This is a genomic window from Enterobacter sp. ECC_219_Taxon_10, from assembly GCF_058354905.1.
Genome location: NZ_CM178005.1, coordinates 368,847 through 383,277 on the forward strand (window position 1 = coordinate 368,847; position 14,431 = coordinate 383,277).

At 58.7% G+C, this 14,431-nt stretch carries 12 protein-coding genes; 3 read left to right on the forward strand and 9 right to left on the reverse strand.

What is annotated here, in order from left to right:
• The first annotated feature begins 2 nt into the window (after nt 1-2).
• Nucleotides 3-1,316 (forward strand): glutamate/aspartate:proton symporter GltP, encoded by a 1,314-nt coding sequence (gene gltP, locus AC4ICF_RS01630; protein ID WP_116343856.1) that lies wholly within the window; start codon nt 3-5, stop codon nt 1,314-1,316.
• Nucleotides 1,317-1,396: 80 nt separating this feature from the next.
• Here gltP and AC4ICF_RS01635 read toward each other — a convergent pair whose 3' ends face one another.
• The 3 genes from AC4ICF_RS01635 to fdhF all read right to left on the reverse strand — a co-directional run bounded on the left by AC4ICF_RS01635 (nt 1,397) and on the right by fdhF (nt 4,814).
• Nucleotides 1,397-2,071 (reverse strand): tetratricopeptide repeat protein, encoded by a 675-nt coding sequence (locus AC4ICF_RS01635; protein WP_116343857.1) that lies wholly within the window; start codon nt 2,069-2,071, stop codon nt 1,397-1,399.
• Between the two features lie 121 nt (nt 2,072-2,192).
• Nucleotides 2,193-2,345: a Hok/Gef family protein gene (locus tag AC4ICF_RS01640; RefSeq protein WP_316380618.1), complete on the reverse strand. Its 153-nt coding sequence runs from the start codon at nt 2,343-2,345 to the stop codon at nt 2,193-2,195.
• Between the two features lie 321 nt (nt 2,346-2,666).
• Nucleotides 2,667-4,814, reverse strand: a complete 2,148-nt coding sequence (fdhF, locus tag AC4ICF_RS01645) for a formate dehydrogenase subunit alpha (protein ID WP_316380617.1) — start codon at nt 4,812-4,814, stop codon at nt 2,667-2,669.
• A gap of 258 nt (nt 4,815-5,072) precedes the next feature.
• Here fdhF and AC4ICF_RS01650 point away from each other — a divergent pair, with 258 nt between their 5' ends.
• The gene (locus tag AC4ICF_RS01650) at nt 5,073-5,804 is read left to right on the forward strand and encodes a response regulator (protein ID WP_302220767.1); all 732 of its coding nucleotides are present in this window, start codon (nt 5,073-5,075) and stop codon (nt 5,802-5,804) included.
• Here the strand turns inward: AC4ICF_RS01650 and AC4ICF_RS01655 are convergent.
• The 6 genes from AC4ICF_RS01655 to AC4ICF_RS01680 form a co-directional block, all read right to left on the reverse strand.
• Nucleotides 5,801-6,808, reverse strand: a complete 1,008-nt coding sequence (locus tag AC4ICF_RS01655; protein ID WP_316380642.1) for a carbohydrate kinase family protein — start codon at nt 6,806-6,808, stop codon at nt 5,801-5,803. The two genes, AC4ICF_RS01650 and AC4ICF_RS01655, sit on opposite strands and share 4 nt — an antisense overlap.
• Nucleotides 6,805-7,665 carry a ketose 1,6-bisphosphate aldolase gene (locus AC4ICF_RS01660; RefSeq protein WP_166712662.1) on the reverse strand — a complete coding sequence of 287 codons (861 nt, stop codon included), beginning with the start codon at nt 7,663-7,665 and terminating at the stop codon, nt 6,805-6,807. The genes AC4ICF_RS01655 and AC4ICF_RS01660 overlap by 4 nt, the downstream gene beginning before the upstream one ends.
• A 10-nt stretch (nt 7,666-7,675) precedes the next feature.
• Nucleotides 7,676-8,362, reverse strand: a complete 687-nt coding sequence (locus AC4ICF_RS01665; protein WP_116343862.1) for a D-lyxose/D-mannose isomerase — start codon at nt 8,360-8,362, stop codon at nt 7,676-7,678.
• A 113-nt stretch (nt 8,363-8,475) separates the two neighbouring features.
• Entirely contained in the window at nt 8,476-9,417 is a 942-nt protein-coding gene (locus tag AC4ICF_RS01670) for an ABC transporter substrate-binding protein (protein WP_045261060.1), read from the reverse strand.
• Between the two features lie 30 nt (nt 9,418-9,447).
• Nucleotides 9,448-10,443, reverse strand: coding sequence for an ABC transporter permease subunit (locus AC4ICF_RS01675; RefSeq protein WP_316380616.1), 996 nt, complete (start codon nt 10,441-10,443; stop codon nt 9,448-9,450).
• A 2-nt stretch (nt 10,444-10,445) separates the two neighbouring features.
• Nucleotides 10,446-11,960: a sugar ABC transporter ATP-binding protein gene (locus AC4ICF_RS01680; protein WP_316380615.1), complete on the reverse strand. Its 1,515-nt coding sequence runs from the start codon at nt 11,958-11,960 to the stop codon at nt 10,446-10,448.
• A gap of 125 nt (nt 11,961-12,085) precedes the next feature.
• Between AC4ICF_RS01680 and AC4ICF_RS01685 the strand changes: the two genes are divergently transcribed.
• A complete protein-coding gene (locus AC4ICF_RS01685) occupies nt 12,086-14,362 on the forward strand; it encodes an ATP-binding protein (protein WP_316380614.1) in 2,277 nt (758 codons plus the stop codon).
• The last annotated feature ends 69 nt before the right edge of the window (nt 14,363-14,431 follow it).

Consider the following 14,431-nt stretch of genomic DNA (forward strand, 5'->3'; position numbering starts at 1 on the left):
CTATGAAAAACGTTAAAGTCAGCCTGGCCTGGCAGATCTTAATCGCCCTTGTGCTGGGCATTCTGCTGGGCAGTTACCTCCACTATCACAGCGACAGCCGCGAATGGCTGATTGCGAACCTGCTCTCTCCGGCAGGCGATATTTTTATTCATCTGATTAAGATGATAGTGGTGCCGATTGTGATCTCGACGCTGGTGGTCGGTATCGCGGGCGTCGGTGATGCGAAGCAGTTAGGCCGTATCGGCGCGAAAACTATTCTCTATTTCGAAGTGATCACTACGGTTGCGATTATCCTCGGCATTACGCTGGCGAACGTGTTCCAGCCAGGATCCGGGATCGATATGTCGCAGCTGGCGACGGTGGATATTTCGAAATACCAAAGCACCACTGCTGACGTGCAGAGCCATTCCCACGGTCTGATGGGGACTATCCTGTCGCTGGTGCCGACCAACATCATTGCTTCCATGGCGAAAGGCGAGATGCTGCCGATCATCTTCTTCTCGGTGCTGTTTGGCCTGGGGCTCTCCTCTCTGCCCGCAACGCACCGTGAACCGCTGGTCACCGTGTTCCGATCTGTCTCCGAAACCATGTTCAAAGTGACCCACATGGTGATGCGTTACGCGCCGGTCGGGGTGTTCGCGCTTATCGCAGTGACCGTGGCGAACTTCGGTTTTGCCTCCCTGTGGCCGCTGGCGAAGCTGGTGATCCTGGTGCACTTCGCGATCCTGTTCTTCGCGTTGGTGGTGCTGGGGATTGTGGCGCGCCTGTGCGGGCTGAGCATCTGGATCCTGATTCGTATCCTGAAGGATGAGCTGATTCTGGCCTACTCGACGGCAAGCTCTGAGAGCGTGCTGCCGCGCATTATTGAGAAGATGGAAGCCTACGGTGCTCCAGCGTCTATCACCAGCTTCGTGGTGCCGACCGGCTACTCCTTTAACCTGGATGGCTCAACGCTGTACCAGAGTATCGCCGCTATCTTTATTGCGCAGCTGTACGGCATTGACCTGTCGCTGTGGCAGGAGATCGTGCTGGTGCTGACGCTGATGGTGACGTCCAAAGGCATCGCTGGCGTGCCGGGCGTCTCCTTCGTGGTGCTGCTGGCTACGCTTGGCAGCGTCGGTATTCCGCTGGAAGGTCTGGCGTTTATCGCCGGTGTGGACCGTATTCTCGACATGGCGCGTACGGCGCTGAACGTGGTGGGGAATGCCCTGGCGGTGCTGGTTATCGCCAAGTGGGAACACAAATTCGACCGTAAAAAAGCGCTGGCGTATGAACGCGAGGTGCTGGGACGTTTTGATAAGACGGCCGACCAGTAACATCCTAAGCCCGGTGGCGCTGCGCTTACCGGGCCTACAGGTTTTGTAGGCCGGGTAAGGCGAAGCCGCCACCCGGCACTTTATTCTCCGCTCAATGCATCAAACTCTTCACACCCCGTATCAAACCCTTCCGTACAGCTCAGGTTTAACCAATAGAGTGCTTTCTGTTTATTGGGCGTAATAAAGCCTTTCTCACCTTGCTGGAACAGCATTCCTGCCCAGTATTCGGCGTAGCCCGTGCGTGACAGAGACGAGCTGCGCTTAAACCATGACGCCGCCTGGACGTCGTCCTGCGCCACTTCTACGCCGTTGGCATAAATCAGCCCCAGCAGCAGCTGCGCATCGACCGCCGAGTCGTTGTCGATATCTTCGGTCGCTGTTTGCAGGAGCTTGATGGCCTGAGGATAGTCGGTCTTACCCGCCTGCGTGTTGACCAGCACGCGCGCCAGCATGATCGCGCCGCGTTTGCTGCCCGCGATGTTGGCCTGCTGTGCCAGGGCTTTGGCCTGGGCGTAATCGCCCTGCGTGAAGAGGATTTGTGACAACAGCGCCATGGCATCAACATCGCCGCCTTTTGCGGCTTTCTCTGCCCACAGCGCTGCCTGCTTTCTGTCACCGGAGCTGAAGTAGGTATCGGCGAGATAATACTGGGCGCGGGCATCGCCGGCTTCCGCCTGCTTCTGATACTGGCTGCCTATCTCATCCGCGCGGGCGAACGATGTTAAAAATAACAACAACAGAAAAATGGCTTTCATGGATTCTTATCATCTGGGTACACGCCGCGCAGTATAATCGCGGTAGCAAAAGAAAAAAATGGGTGCATTAAGACCTCAGCATCCTACAAGCCGGGCGGAACCATGGTTCCGCCCGAAGAGGTTAGCCTGCAACGCAGGCTAATTTCGCCGCCACCTCCTGATGTTCACCCTTTATTGAAAACTCGCAGAGCTTACCGCGAGTAATAAAGGTAAAAATCACTATCGTCAGGCAAACAATAAAGACGATGCCTAACGCAGTTTTTAATGGCGTCATGCCTTTTACTCCTTGTCAAAAAAAGAATAAGAGGCTACTCTCAACCTGTTGGTTGTTGAGGGGTAGCCTCGGGTGAATGAAAATTTCCCGGGGCTTTCCACTTTCTGTCCCTCAACAATGCTCAAGACAGAAAGTCTTAAGCACCCGCCGCACATCTTATCTCTCTGAATTAAAATGCAAAGATGTAATTCTGTTCAGCGCGAATTACATTATTTTTGCGAGCCGCTTTCCAGAATAATAATTGATATTTTTAATGTGCTAAGCGGAAATAAAAAGGGAGTGAATATATCACTCCCTTTATTCAACGATTAAATAACGGCTTCAGCCCATTGCGCTTTCACGCAGCCGTGCTTTCAGCTTGTTATATTCGTCGATCACATACTGTTCCGCCGCGCGTTGATCCGCAATCGGCTCCACGTTGACGGCGCAGTATTTATACTCCGGCGTTTTGGTTATCGGGCTTAGGTTCTCCGTCACCAGCTCGTTACAGGCACCAATCCACCACTGGTAGGTCATATAGACCGCCCCCTTGTTTGGACGATCGCTGACCTGCGCGCGGGTGATGATGCGGCCTTTGCGCGAGTTCACCCACACCAGCGCTTCATCCTCAATGCCGAGGCGCTCCGCGTCGGCGGTGTTGATCTGCGCGTAGCCCGGCTCATCCGCCAGCGCCGCCAGCGCGGCGCAGTTGCCGGTCATCGAGCGACAGGAGTAGTGACCCACTTCACGCACGGTGGAGAGCACCATCGGAAACTCCTCGGTAAGCTTATCGATCGGCGCGACCCAGTCGCAGGTGAAGAACTGCGCCAGCCCGTTCGGGGTGTCGAACTTCTCTTTAAAGAGGTACGACGTCCCCTGGTCAGCTTCGGACTCATCGCGGCACGGCCACTGGATATACCCCAGCTCACCCATTTTTTCATAGGTGGCGCCGTAGAAGTCCGGACACAGACTGCGCAACTCGTCCCAGATTTCCTGAGTGTTGTTGTAGTGCATCGGGTAGCCCATGCGGGTGGCGATTTCGCTGATGATCTGCCAGTCGGTTTTCAGATCCCACTTCGGCTCGACCGCCTTAAAGAAGCGCTGGAAGCCGCGATCCGCCGCCGTGTAGACGCCTTCATGCTCGCCCCAGGAGGTCGACGGTAAAATGACATCCGCCGCCGCTGCAGTTTTGGTCATGAAGATATCCTGGACAATCACCAGCTCCAGATCCTCAAACCCTTTGCGCACCGCAGAGAGCTCGGCGTCGGTCTGGAGCGGATCTTCACCCATGATGTAGGCCGCACGCACTTCGCCGTGCGCCGCGCGGTGCGGCAGCTCGCTGATGCGATAGCCGGTGTGTTCCGGCAGGCTCTCGACGCCCCAGGCTTTTGCGAATTTCTCGCGGTGTTCCGGGAACTTGACGTACTGGTAGCCCGGATAGGTGTCCGGCAGCGCCCCCATGTCGCACGCGCCCTGGACGTTATTCTGGCCGCGCACCGGGTTCACGCCCACATGCGCCTTGCCCAGGTTTCCCGTTAGCATCGCGAGGCTTGTCAGGGAACGCACGGTTTCCACGCCCTGGTAGAACTGGGTCACGCCCATGCCCCAGAGAATGGCGGCGGTTTTCGCCCCGGCGTACATCCGCGCCGCCTGGCGGATCTCCTGCGCGCTGACGCCGGTTATTGCCTCTACCGACTCCGGCGTGTAGCCTTCGACGATTTTCCTATATTCTTCAAAGCCTTCTGTACGGCTCGCGACAAACGCCTGGTCGTAAAGATTCTCCTCAATAATGACGTGCCCCATTGCGTTCAACAGCGCGATGTTCGAGCCGTTTTTCAACGCGATGTGCATATCCGCAATGCGCGCGGTTTCGATTTTGCGCGGATCGCAGACGATGATTTTCGCCCCGTTCTGTTTAGCGCGAATAACGTGATTCGCGACGATAGGGTGAGAATCCGCCGGGTTATAGCCAAAGATGAATACGAGATCGGTATTATCTATCTCGTTGATGGCATTACTCATTGCGCCGTTACCGACCGACTGGTGCAGACCTGCAACCGATGGGCCGTGTCAGACGCGAGCGCAGCAGTCGACGTTATTGGTTCCAATAACGGCGCGCGCGAATTTTTGCATCACATAGTTGGTTTCATTCCCGGTCCCGCGTGAAGAGCCGGTGGTCTGAATCGCATCCGGGCCATATTTGGCCTTGATGGCGCTAAGGCGCGTAGCGACGTAATCCAGCGCCTCGCTCCAGGAGACGGCTTCCAGCTTGCCGCCGCGCTCGCGGCGGATCATAGGGGTTTTCAGGCGCGGGGTGAGGATTTGGGTATCGTTAATAAAATCCCAGCCGTAATACCCTTTCAGGCACAGCGTGCCCTGGTTGGTTTTCCCCTGCGCGGCCTCCGCCCGGACGATTTTGCCGTTATCGACCACCAGGTGGATCTTGCAACCTGAGGCACAATAAGGGCAAACCGTGACGACTTTTTTCATCAGTCTGCTCCAGTTAATCAAATCTTTCGCACCCACTAATGCAGCATCTATGCCATGTTTTTGATGTGGTTACTCCTGGGCTTTATGGGCGCTTTTCTGGTGAAAACCCTGACGAAAGGCCGACAATCGTCAAAATTGACGTGTCGAATGGGCAGCGGATGTGACATGGGTTGAATTTCCGTCATGGAAAAAACCATTTCACTGGAGCCGGCGGCAGAATGGTTCAGACTTAACATAATCCCCTGACGGAAGCATATGATGAAACCGGCGATTCTGGTGGTTGATGACGATATGGCGGTCTGCGAACTGCTGCAGGACGTGCTGAGTGAGCACGTCTTTACGGTGCTTGTCTGTCATAACGGCCAGGACGCGCTGAGACGGGTGCAGCAGGAGCAGGATATCGCCCTTGTTCTGCTGGACATGATGCTGCCGGATATCAATGGCCTGCAGGTTTTGCAGCAGCTGCAAAAGCAGCACCCGGCGCTACCGGTAATCATGTTAACCGGGCTGGGCAGTGAATCAGACGTGGTGGTAGGGCTGGAGATGGGGGCCGACGATTATATTGGTAAGCCGTTTAATCCGCGGGTGGTGGTGGCCCGGGTTAAAGCCGTGCTGCGCCGTACCGGGGCGCTGGCGGCAGAAGCGCCGATGCCACGCGTGGCGGGGATAACCTTTAACGACTGGACGCTGGATACCACCCGCTGTGAGCTGATTGATCCGCAGCGTAACGTCGTGCCCTTGACCCAGGGGGAATATGGCCTGCTGCTGGCGCTCACGCAGAATGCCCGTCGGGTACTTAGCCGCGAGCAACTCCTTGAGCTCACCCACAGCGAAAGTACCGAGGTGTTCGACCGCACAATTGACGTGTTGATCATGCGCCTGCGCCGGAAAATTGAAGCTAACCCGCATCAGCCTGCGCTGATTAAAACCATACGCGGGCTGGGCTACGTTTTTGCCGCCGATGTGTCGCATAGCGAGAAAGCGGCCTAAGTATTCTCTTTAATAAACAGCTGCAGTTCGGCCAGCGTTTTCGCGCCGTCAATCGCATTGGCCGCCAGCAGGCTGGCCCGCGCGCAGGCGTGCGCCAGATGAATACTCTCCGTTAGCGTCAGCGATTCATGACAGCCGTATAAAAAGCCCGCGCAAAACGCGTCGCCCGCGCCGACGCTGCCGATAATCTCGTTTTGCTCCAGCTTCCACGACGGAACCCATCGGCCCGCTTCTCCCGGTGTTTCACCCCATGCCCCTTCCGGGCAGTGGATTACCACCCGCTGACGAACGCCTGCCGCCAGCAGCTGCGCCGCGGCATCGGCGATATGGGCGATGTTCAGCGCATCGTCGGCGTCGCGCATCTCCAGCCCGCTAAATTCGCCGGCTTCCAGCTCGTTAATCACCAGGTAATCGAGATGGCGCAGGGCAGGGAGTACCAGCGGCTGATAGCGCGGGTCGCCCTTGCGGGAGACCAGATCGAGCGAGGTTTCATACCCTTGCTCGCGCATTTGCGCCAGCAGCCGCGCGCTGCGGGTGCCAAATTCGTCATCCGGCATATCCAGGCTGTCGAGCAGCAGCAGGTAGCCGAGATGGAAGATCTTCATCGATCCGTCGAGACGATCGAAAGCGGGGAGATCCAGCAGGCGGTTGGCGCCCGGCGAGTGGAAAAAGGTGCGCTGCCCGCTGGGGTCGGTCATCACCTGCGACATGGAGGTTGGCGCGAAGGTGGTGCGCTGCACGCGCTGGCGGTTAACGTGATACTGGTCGAGCATCGCCAGAATGTAATCCCCGTCACCGTCTTCCCCAATCAGCCCCACAGCCTGCAGCGGCAGGCTAACGTGCATTTTCGCCAGCGTCAGCAGAACGTTCAGCGGCGCGCCTCCGGTGGAACGTTCGCTGTGGGTGATTTCCGCCAGCCAGCCGCGCTCCGGCCACTGCACGATCTGGTGGACATGATCCACCAGCATATTGCCAGCGGCGATGATGCCTTTGCGTTCCATTATGCCTGCCTCGCGCTGCCGAAGATGCGCATCTGTTCGGCGACCGTATCGGTAATGGCCTCTTCTATCCCCAGCAGCAGCTCGGCAAACTCATCGTACAGCGGCTGGCGGTTTGCCATGCGCTGATCAACGGCATCCAGCGCGGCCTGCGACATGCCGGTATAAAAATTAATTTTATGAATGCCCAGCTCGATGGCGCGGCGGAAGTCGGCATCGCTAATGCCGGAGCCGCCGTGTAAAACCAGCGGCAGACCCGTCTGCTGGCGAATGGCGTCCAGGCGGGGGAAATCGAGCTTCGGCTCGCCTTTGTATTTGCCGTGCGCGTTGCCGATGGCAACCGCCAGCGCGTCGATGCCGGTCTTATCGACAAATTCCCGCGCCAACTGAGGGTCGGTAAAGAACGCTTCATCCGCATGCCCGTAAAGCGCGCCGCCTTCATCACCGCCTACCGCGCCCAGCTCTGCCTCCACCGAGACGCCCACCGCGTGGCACATCTTCACCACCTCCCGCGTCTGGCGAATGTTTTCCTCGTAGCTCAGCGTCGAGCCGTCGAACATCACCGAGCTAAACCCTAAGCGCAGGGCGCGCACCACCGCCTCAAAATGCAGACCGTGGTCGAGGTTGAGCACCACGGGAATATCGTGACGTGCGGCTTCGAACTTCACCGCTTCGACAAGCGAATCCAGCGACACGTACTTAAAATGCACTTCGGCGATGTTGATGATAAACGGCGAGCGTTCCTGCTTCGCGGCGGCAAACAGCGCGCGCAGGAAGTGGGAGTCAAGCACGTTAAACGCGCCCAGCGCATAGCGATGCGCTCTGGCGTGCTCCAGACCTTCGGCAAGAGAAATCAATGGCATCATTCACCCCTTATATCCGAAACAGGTTGTACTCGTTGCACAGCACCAGCAGCGCCGGTTCGTCTTCTTCGATGTTGTTATAGCGGGCAACGGGCTGCAAAAAGTGGTTGTCGTGCTCGTCGTCGTTTACCGATGACACCTCCCCGACCAGCACGTCGCCGAAGCCGCGTTCGCCCCAGAAGCTGTGGTACAGGCCGGGCGTGAGACAGATGCTTTCCCCAGGCGTGAGGCGCAGCTGGCTGCCGGGCGCGTGGGTCTGGCGGCAGCCGTCGACGGTGACCGTCACGTCAGTGTTTTCCGTCTCTTCATGCGCTCCCGCATTCCACAATTCAACAATCAGATTCCCGCCGCCCCGGTTGATGATGTCTTCCCGCTTGCGCCAGTGGAAATGCATCGGCGTCACCTGGCCATCGCGTACGTGCATAATTTTTTCGGCATAGCTTTTTTCATAAGGCACGCCGTTGGGCGAGCCGTTGCGCAGGGTGAACAGCGTTAACCCCTGTGCGGCAAAATTGTTACCGCCGAACGCCGTCACGTCCCAGCCGAGCTTGAGGTCAAACACTTCCTGCCATGCGGCCTGCTCAAGCTGCTGCCATTTTGTGGGCGGAAAGCTGGCAAAAGGCGGGAGATGCACGTCGTGCATGGAAAAGAACTGTCGCGTGTGGCCGAGAATTTCATTGATGTCGGAGCGTTTCATGGGGACTCCCGGAGTTATGTGCAAAACCTTACCCCTCACCCTAGCCCTCTCCCCATAGGTGAGAGGGAACTTGAACACCCTCTCCCCTATGGGGAGAGGGCAGGGTGAGGGGGTTACTTAACCGTCCACCCCTTATAGGTCCCGACGTTCTTTTTATCGATCATCGTCACCGGGATCAGCACGGGCGCTTTCGGCGCAGGTTTGCCCTGTAGAATGTCATAGCCGATCTCCACCGCTTTTGCCGCCATCACCTGCGGATCTTGCGCCGGGGTCGCCACAAACAGGGAGTTTTCACGCTTCAGCGCCTCTTCACCGTCCGGCGAACCGTCCACACCGACGATAAAGAATTCGTTGCGCTGGGCCTGTTTCGCCGCCAGATCGGCACCGATCGCGGTCGGATCGTTAATCGCGAATACGCCGTCGATCTTCGGATTGGCCGCCAGCAGGGAGGTCATGACTTCCAGACCGCCTTCACGGCTGCCCTTGGCGTTTTGGTTATCTGAGAGTACCTTGATATCCGGATGTTTTTTGAATTCCGTCTGGCAGCCTTCCACGCGGTTTTGCACCGCAGAGACCGGTGGTCCGTTGATGATCACCACGTTGCCTTTGCCTTTCAGGCGGTCGGTAATGTACTTACAGGCCATTTCGCCCGCCTGGGTGTTATCGGAGGTGATGGTTGCATCGGCCCCTTCCGCCGCCACGTCCACCGCGACGACCACGATCCCCGCCTCTTTAGCGCGCTTCACCGCCGGGCCGATCCCTTTGGAATCCGCAGCGTTGAGGATGATCATGTCCACCTTCGCAGCGATAAAGTTATCGATCTGCGAAACCTGCTGGCCCAGGTCGTAACCGCTGGAGACCAGCGTCACCTTGACGTTATCCCCCGCCAGCTTGCGCGCTTCCAGCTCGGCACCTTTGGTGATCTGCACGAAGAACGGGTTAGCCAGGTCGCCCACCGTCACGCCGATGGACTTCAGATCTTTTGCCTGCGCAAACGGCGTTGCGGCAAGCAGCGCGCCAGCACAGAGCGCGGTCACTAAGGGTTTCAAACGCATCTTGTCTTCCTCGCTTGTAGGGTATTGTTGTTATGCACTTTGATGGTGTCGGGTACGGTATTTGTCGATCAGCACCGCTATGATGATCACCGCCCCTTTGATCACCAGCTGCCAGAAGTAGGAGACGCCCATCAGCGTCATGCCGTTGTTGAGGGTGGCGATGATCAGCGCGCCCACCAGCGTGCCGGTGATCGTGCCGATCCCGCCGACGAAGCTGGTACCGCCGAGGATCACCGCCGCAATCGCATCCAGCTCGTACCCCGTGCCGAGGTTGCCGTTGGCGCTGTAGAGGCGCGAGGCGCTCATGACGCCGCCAAGCCCGGAGAGCAGGCCGCTCATGCCGTAGACAAACAGCAGCACCAGCCAGACCTTAATGCCCGTTAAGCGCGCCGCCTGCATGTTGCCGCCCACCGCGTAGATGTGAACGCCGAGCGTGGTGCGGCGCAGGATGAACCAGCACACCGCAATCACCGCCAGGGCGATCACCACCAGCCACGGAATGGGGCCAAGGTAGTTATTGCCTATCCACTCAAAATTGATGTTCGAGTTAATCACCGTCGTGCCATCGGCCAGCAGATACGCCGCGCCGCGCAGCGCCGTGTAGGTGCCGAGCGTGACGATAAACGGCGGCAGCCCGGCAAAGGCCACCAGCGCGCCGTTGAATAATCCCAGCACCATGCCGAGCATCAGCGCCGCCGGAATAGAGAGCATCGCAAATTCAGGGATTAGCGAGACCACCATCGCCGCCACCGCCGTGGTGCCCAGAATCGAACCTACGGAGAGGTCGATCCCGCCGGTCAGGATGATGAAGGTCATCCCGGCCGCCAGCACGATGTTGATGGAAGCCTGGCGGGTGATGTTGAGCAGGTTACTCTCGGTGAAGAAGTTCGGGGCAATAAAGCCAAATACCGCCACAATCAGGATCAGAATCGGTAAAATCCCGATCGTTTGCATCAGATCGCTCATCAGCATTTTTTTAGCGGAGGCGGATTTCGCCACCTGCTGCGGATGGGTAGGAGTTGTCATAATTACACCGCCTGATGATGTGTGTCGTTCACGCCGGTTGCCAGCGTCATGATGTTTTCCTGAGAGATATCGTGCCCGTGAAGCTCACCCGCGATGCTGCCTTCCCGCATCACGTAGACCCGGTCGCTCATGCCTACCACTTCCGGCAGCTCGCTGGAGATCATCAGAATCGCCACCCCCTTGCGCGCCATCTGGTTCATGATGCGGTAGATTTCGCTTTTTGCGCCGACGTCCACGCCGCGCGTCGGCTCGTCCAGAATCAGAATGCGCGGGCCAATCGCCACCCAGCGGGAGATCAGCAGCTTTTGCTGGTTGCCGCCCGAAAGCCCGCCCGCGCGTACCTGAGAATGAGGCACGCGGATGTTGAGCAGGGCGATGGCGTCGTCGGAAATGGACTGGGCTTTTTTGCGGTTTAACATGCCGAAGGTGGCGTCGCGCTCCAGCGTCGCCATGGTGATGTTCTCCTGCGCCGCCAGCTCCAAAAACAGCCCCTGCTCCTTGCGGTTCTCGGTGAGAAAACCGATGCCGTTTTCGATGGCCGCGCGCGGGGAGTGGATCACCACCGGCTCGCCGTCGACCTCAATCATGCCGCCGGTGGCTTTGCGCACGCCAAAGATAAGCTGCGCCAGCTCGGAGCGTCCGGCCCCAACCAGCCCCGCCAGCCCGACGATTTCGCCGGAACGCACCTGCAGGCTGCACGGCTGTACTTTTTTACCGTCGGTGAGGTGGTGCACGTTAAGGCGCGGGCTGCCGAGGGGGATATCTCGCTCCTTGTTGAACAGGTCGCTTAGCGGGCGGCCCACCATCATCTTCACCAGTTCAGACGCGTTCAGCTTATCGCGCGTCAGGCTCCCGACGTACTGCCCGTCGCGCAGAACGCTCACGCGGTCAGAGAGTTCATACACTTCCGCCATGCGGTGGCTGATATAGATAATCGCCATGCCCTCGTCGCGCAGGCGCAAAATCAGTTCGAACAGGCGGTGGGTTTCGCGGGAGGAGAGGGCGGCGGTGGGTTCGTCCATCACCAGAATGCGGCTGTTGCGGTGCAGCGCGCGGGCGATTTCCACCTGCTGCTGCTCGGCGATGGTCAGCTTCATCACCAGGTCGGTGGCGCTGAACTGCGCGCCGAGACGGTCAATCACCGCCTGCGCCTGGGCGGCCATCTCCTTGCGCTGGACCAGCCCGCCGCGCGACAGCTCGCTGCCGAGGAAGATATTTTCGGCCACGGTAAGATTGGGCGCGAGCTGCATCTCCTGGTAAATCAGGGTGATGCCTGCGGCCAGCGCATCTTTCGGCCCTTTAATGTGAAACGGCTGGTCGTCGATCAGGATCTCGCCGCTGGTGGCGATATAGGCTCCCGCGAGGATCTTCATCAGCGTGCTTTTTCCCGCGCCGTTTTCTCCCATCAGCGCGTGGATCTCACCGGGGAAGACCGTCAAATCCACACCCTTGAGCGCGTGGAAATTGCCAAAGGTTTTGGCAATGTGGCGCATCTCTAAAACCGGGGTTCTGCTCATGGCGGACCTCCTGTGAATGTCGATATCTGCACTTCATCACAGGCGCGTAAATGCAAAATGTCAGAAGCCGTTCATATTTGTCATAGTTATGAATAGCGAATGTGGATCACATTTACGGAGTCAACATGTCTTCACGCCCCCCGTTCTTCGCCAGCGCCCGAGGCCGCCTGCTGATTTTCAATCTGCTGGTGGTCGCCGTTACGCTGATGGTGAGCGGCGTAGCGGTGCTCGGTTTCCGTCACGCCAGCCAGATCCAGGAACAGGTGCAGCAGCAAACGCTGGACGACATGACCGGCAGCATGAATCTCGCCCGCGACACGGCCAACGTCGCAACGGCGGCGGTACGGCTTTCGCAGGTGGTGGGGGCGCTGGAGTACAAAGGCGAAGCCGAGCGACTAAAGCAGATGCAAACGGCGCTGCGCCGCTCGCTGGAGCAGCTTGCCGATGCCCCGCTGGCGCAGCAGGAGCCGGCGCTGGTGGCGCGGATTATTCGCAGAAGCAATGAATTACAGCAAAGCGTAACGGGGATGCTGGAGCGCGGGCAAAAGCGGCACCTTGAACGTAACGCGCTGTTGAGCTCGCTCTATCAAAGCCAGAGCTATTTGCGTCATCTTCAGGACATCAACCGCCGTTATGGCAGCAACGTACCGGATGCGCAGCAGCTGATGGAGATGGATCGGCTGATTGCTGCTGCCATCGACACCCCTTCGCCGCGCGCGACCGTTCAGCAACTGGACGCTGTGACCGCCACGCTGCCCCGGAGCGCCTTACAGCCGGTCGTGGAGGACGTTCTGCCCGATTTTAACGCCGAGTTACGTCAGCTTGCCCCGCTGTCGAAGCAGCTGGAAGAGAGCGATCTGTCCATCAGCTGGTATATGTTCCACATCAAGGCGCTGGTGGCGATCCTCAATAGCGATATCAATCAGTACGTTGAGCAGGTGGCGCAGGCCTCCCGGCTTCGCACGGCCCAGAGCCATCACGAGCTGCAATCCATCAGCGTGTTTATCAGCATCTTCGCCGTACTTGCGCTGATCATCACCGGGTGCGCCTGCTGGTATATCTACCGCAATCTGGCCTCTAACCTGACTGCCATTTCCCGGGCGATGTCGCGACTTGCCCACGGTGAACAGGATGTTTCCGTTCCCGCGCTGCAGCGGCGCGACGAGCTGGGCGAGCTGGCGCGCGCGTTTAACGTTTTTGCCCGCAATACCGCCTCGCTTGAGCACACTACGCGGCTGCTGAAAGAGAAAACCACGCAGATGGAAATTGACCGCATCGAGCGTCAGGGGCTGGAAGAGGCGCTGCTGCACAGCCAGAAAATGAAGGCGGTCGGACAGCTGACCGGCGGGCTGGCGCATGATTTTAATAACCTGCTGGCGGTGATCATCGGCAGCCTTGAGCTTACCGACCCTGAATCAAACGACGCGCCGCGCATCTCCCGGGCGCTCAAGGCGGCCGAACGCGGCGCGCTGCTGACCCAGCGCCTGCTGGCATTTTCCCGCAAACAATCCCTGACGCCGCATGCGGTTGAGATGCTGCCCCTGCTGGAAAACCTCCGGGAGCTGATGCGCCACTCTTTGCCCGCCACGCTTACCCTGGAGATTGAAGCGCAAACCCCGGCATGGCCCGCGTGGATTGACGTCAGCCAGCTGGAAAATGCCATCATCAACCTGGTGATGAATGCCCGGGATGCGATGGAAGGGCAGAGCGGGGTGATAAAAATTCGTACCTGGAACCAGCGCGTGACCCGCAGCGACGGTCGCAGGCAGGATATGGTGGCGCTGGAGGTGATTGACCGCGGCAGCGGGATGTCGCAGGAGGTGAAATCCCGGGTTTTTGAACCGTTCTTCACCACCAAGCAGACCGGAAGCGGGAGCGGGCTGGGCCTGTCGATGGTCTACGGTTTTGTGCGCCAGTCCGGGGGCCGGGTTGAGATCGAAAGCGCGCCGGGGCAGGGAACGACCGTGCGGCTGCACCTCCCGCGCTCGACGCTGCCCGCCGTTTCGGAGGATGAAGCGCTGGCTGCCACAACGTCCGTGGATAACGAGCGGCTTGTACTGGTGCTGGAAGATGAGGCGGACGTTCGTCAGACCCTGTGCGAACAGCTGCATCAGCTTGGTTACCTGACGCTCGAAGCGGACAACGGCGAGCAGGCCCTGAGCATGCTGGCGGCGTCGCCGGATATTGGCATGTTTATCAGCGATCTGATGTTGCCCGGAGGCCTGAGCGGGGCTGAGGTGATTAACCATGTGCGCAGTCATTATCCGCAGCTTCCGGTGCTGCTGATCAGCGGGCAGGATTTGCGCCCGGCGCACAACCCGCAGCTGCCGGACGTGCAGTTATTGCGTAAGCCATTTACGCGGGCGCAGCTGACGCAGGCGCTGCGGAAAGTCTGTTTATAAGCATTGATGTTTCGGAATTCATCAAGAGCGTGAGTAAACCGGGGGATGCTAACCTGCGCAAAATTTGGC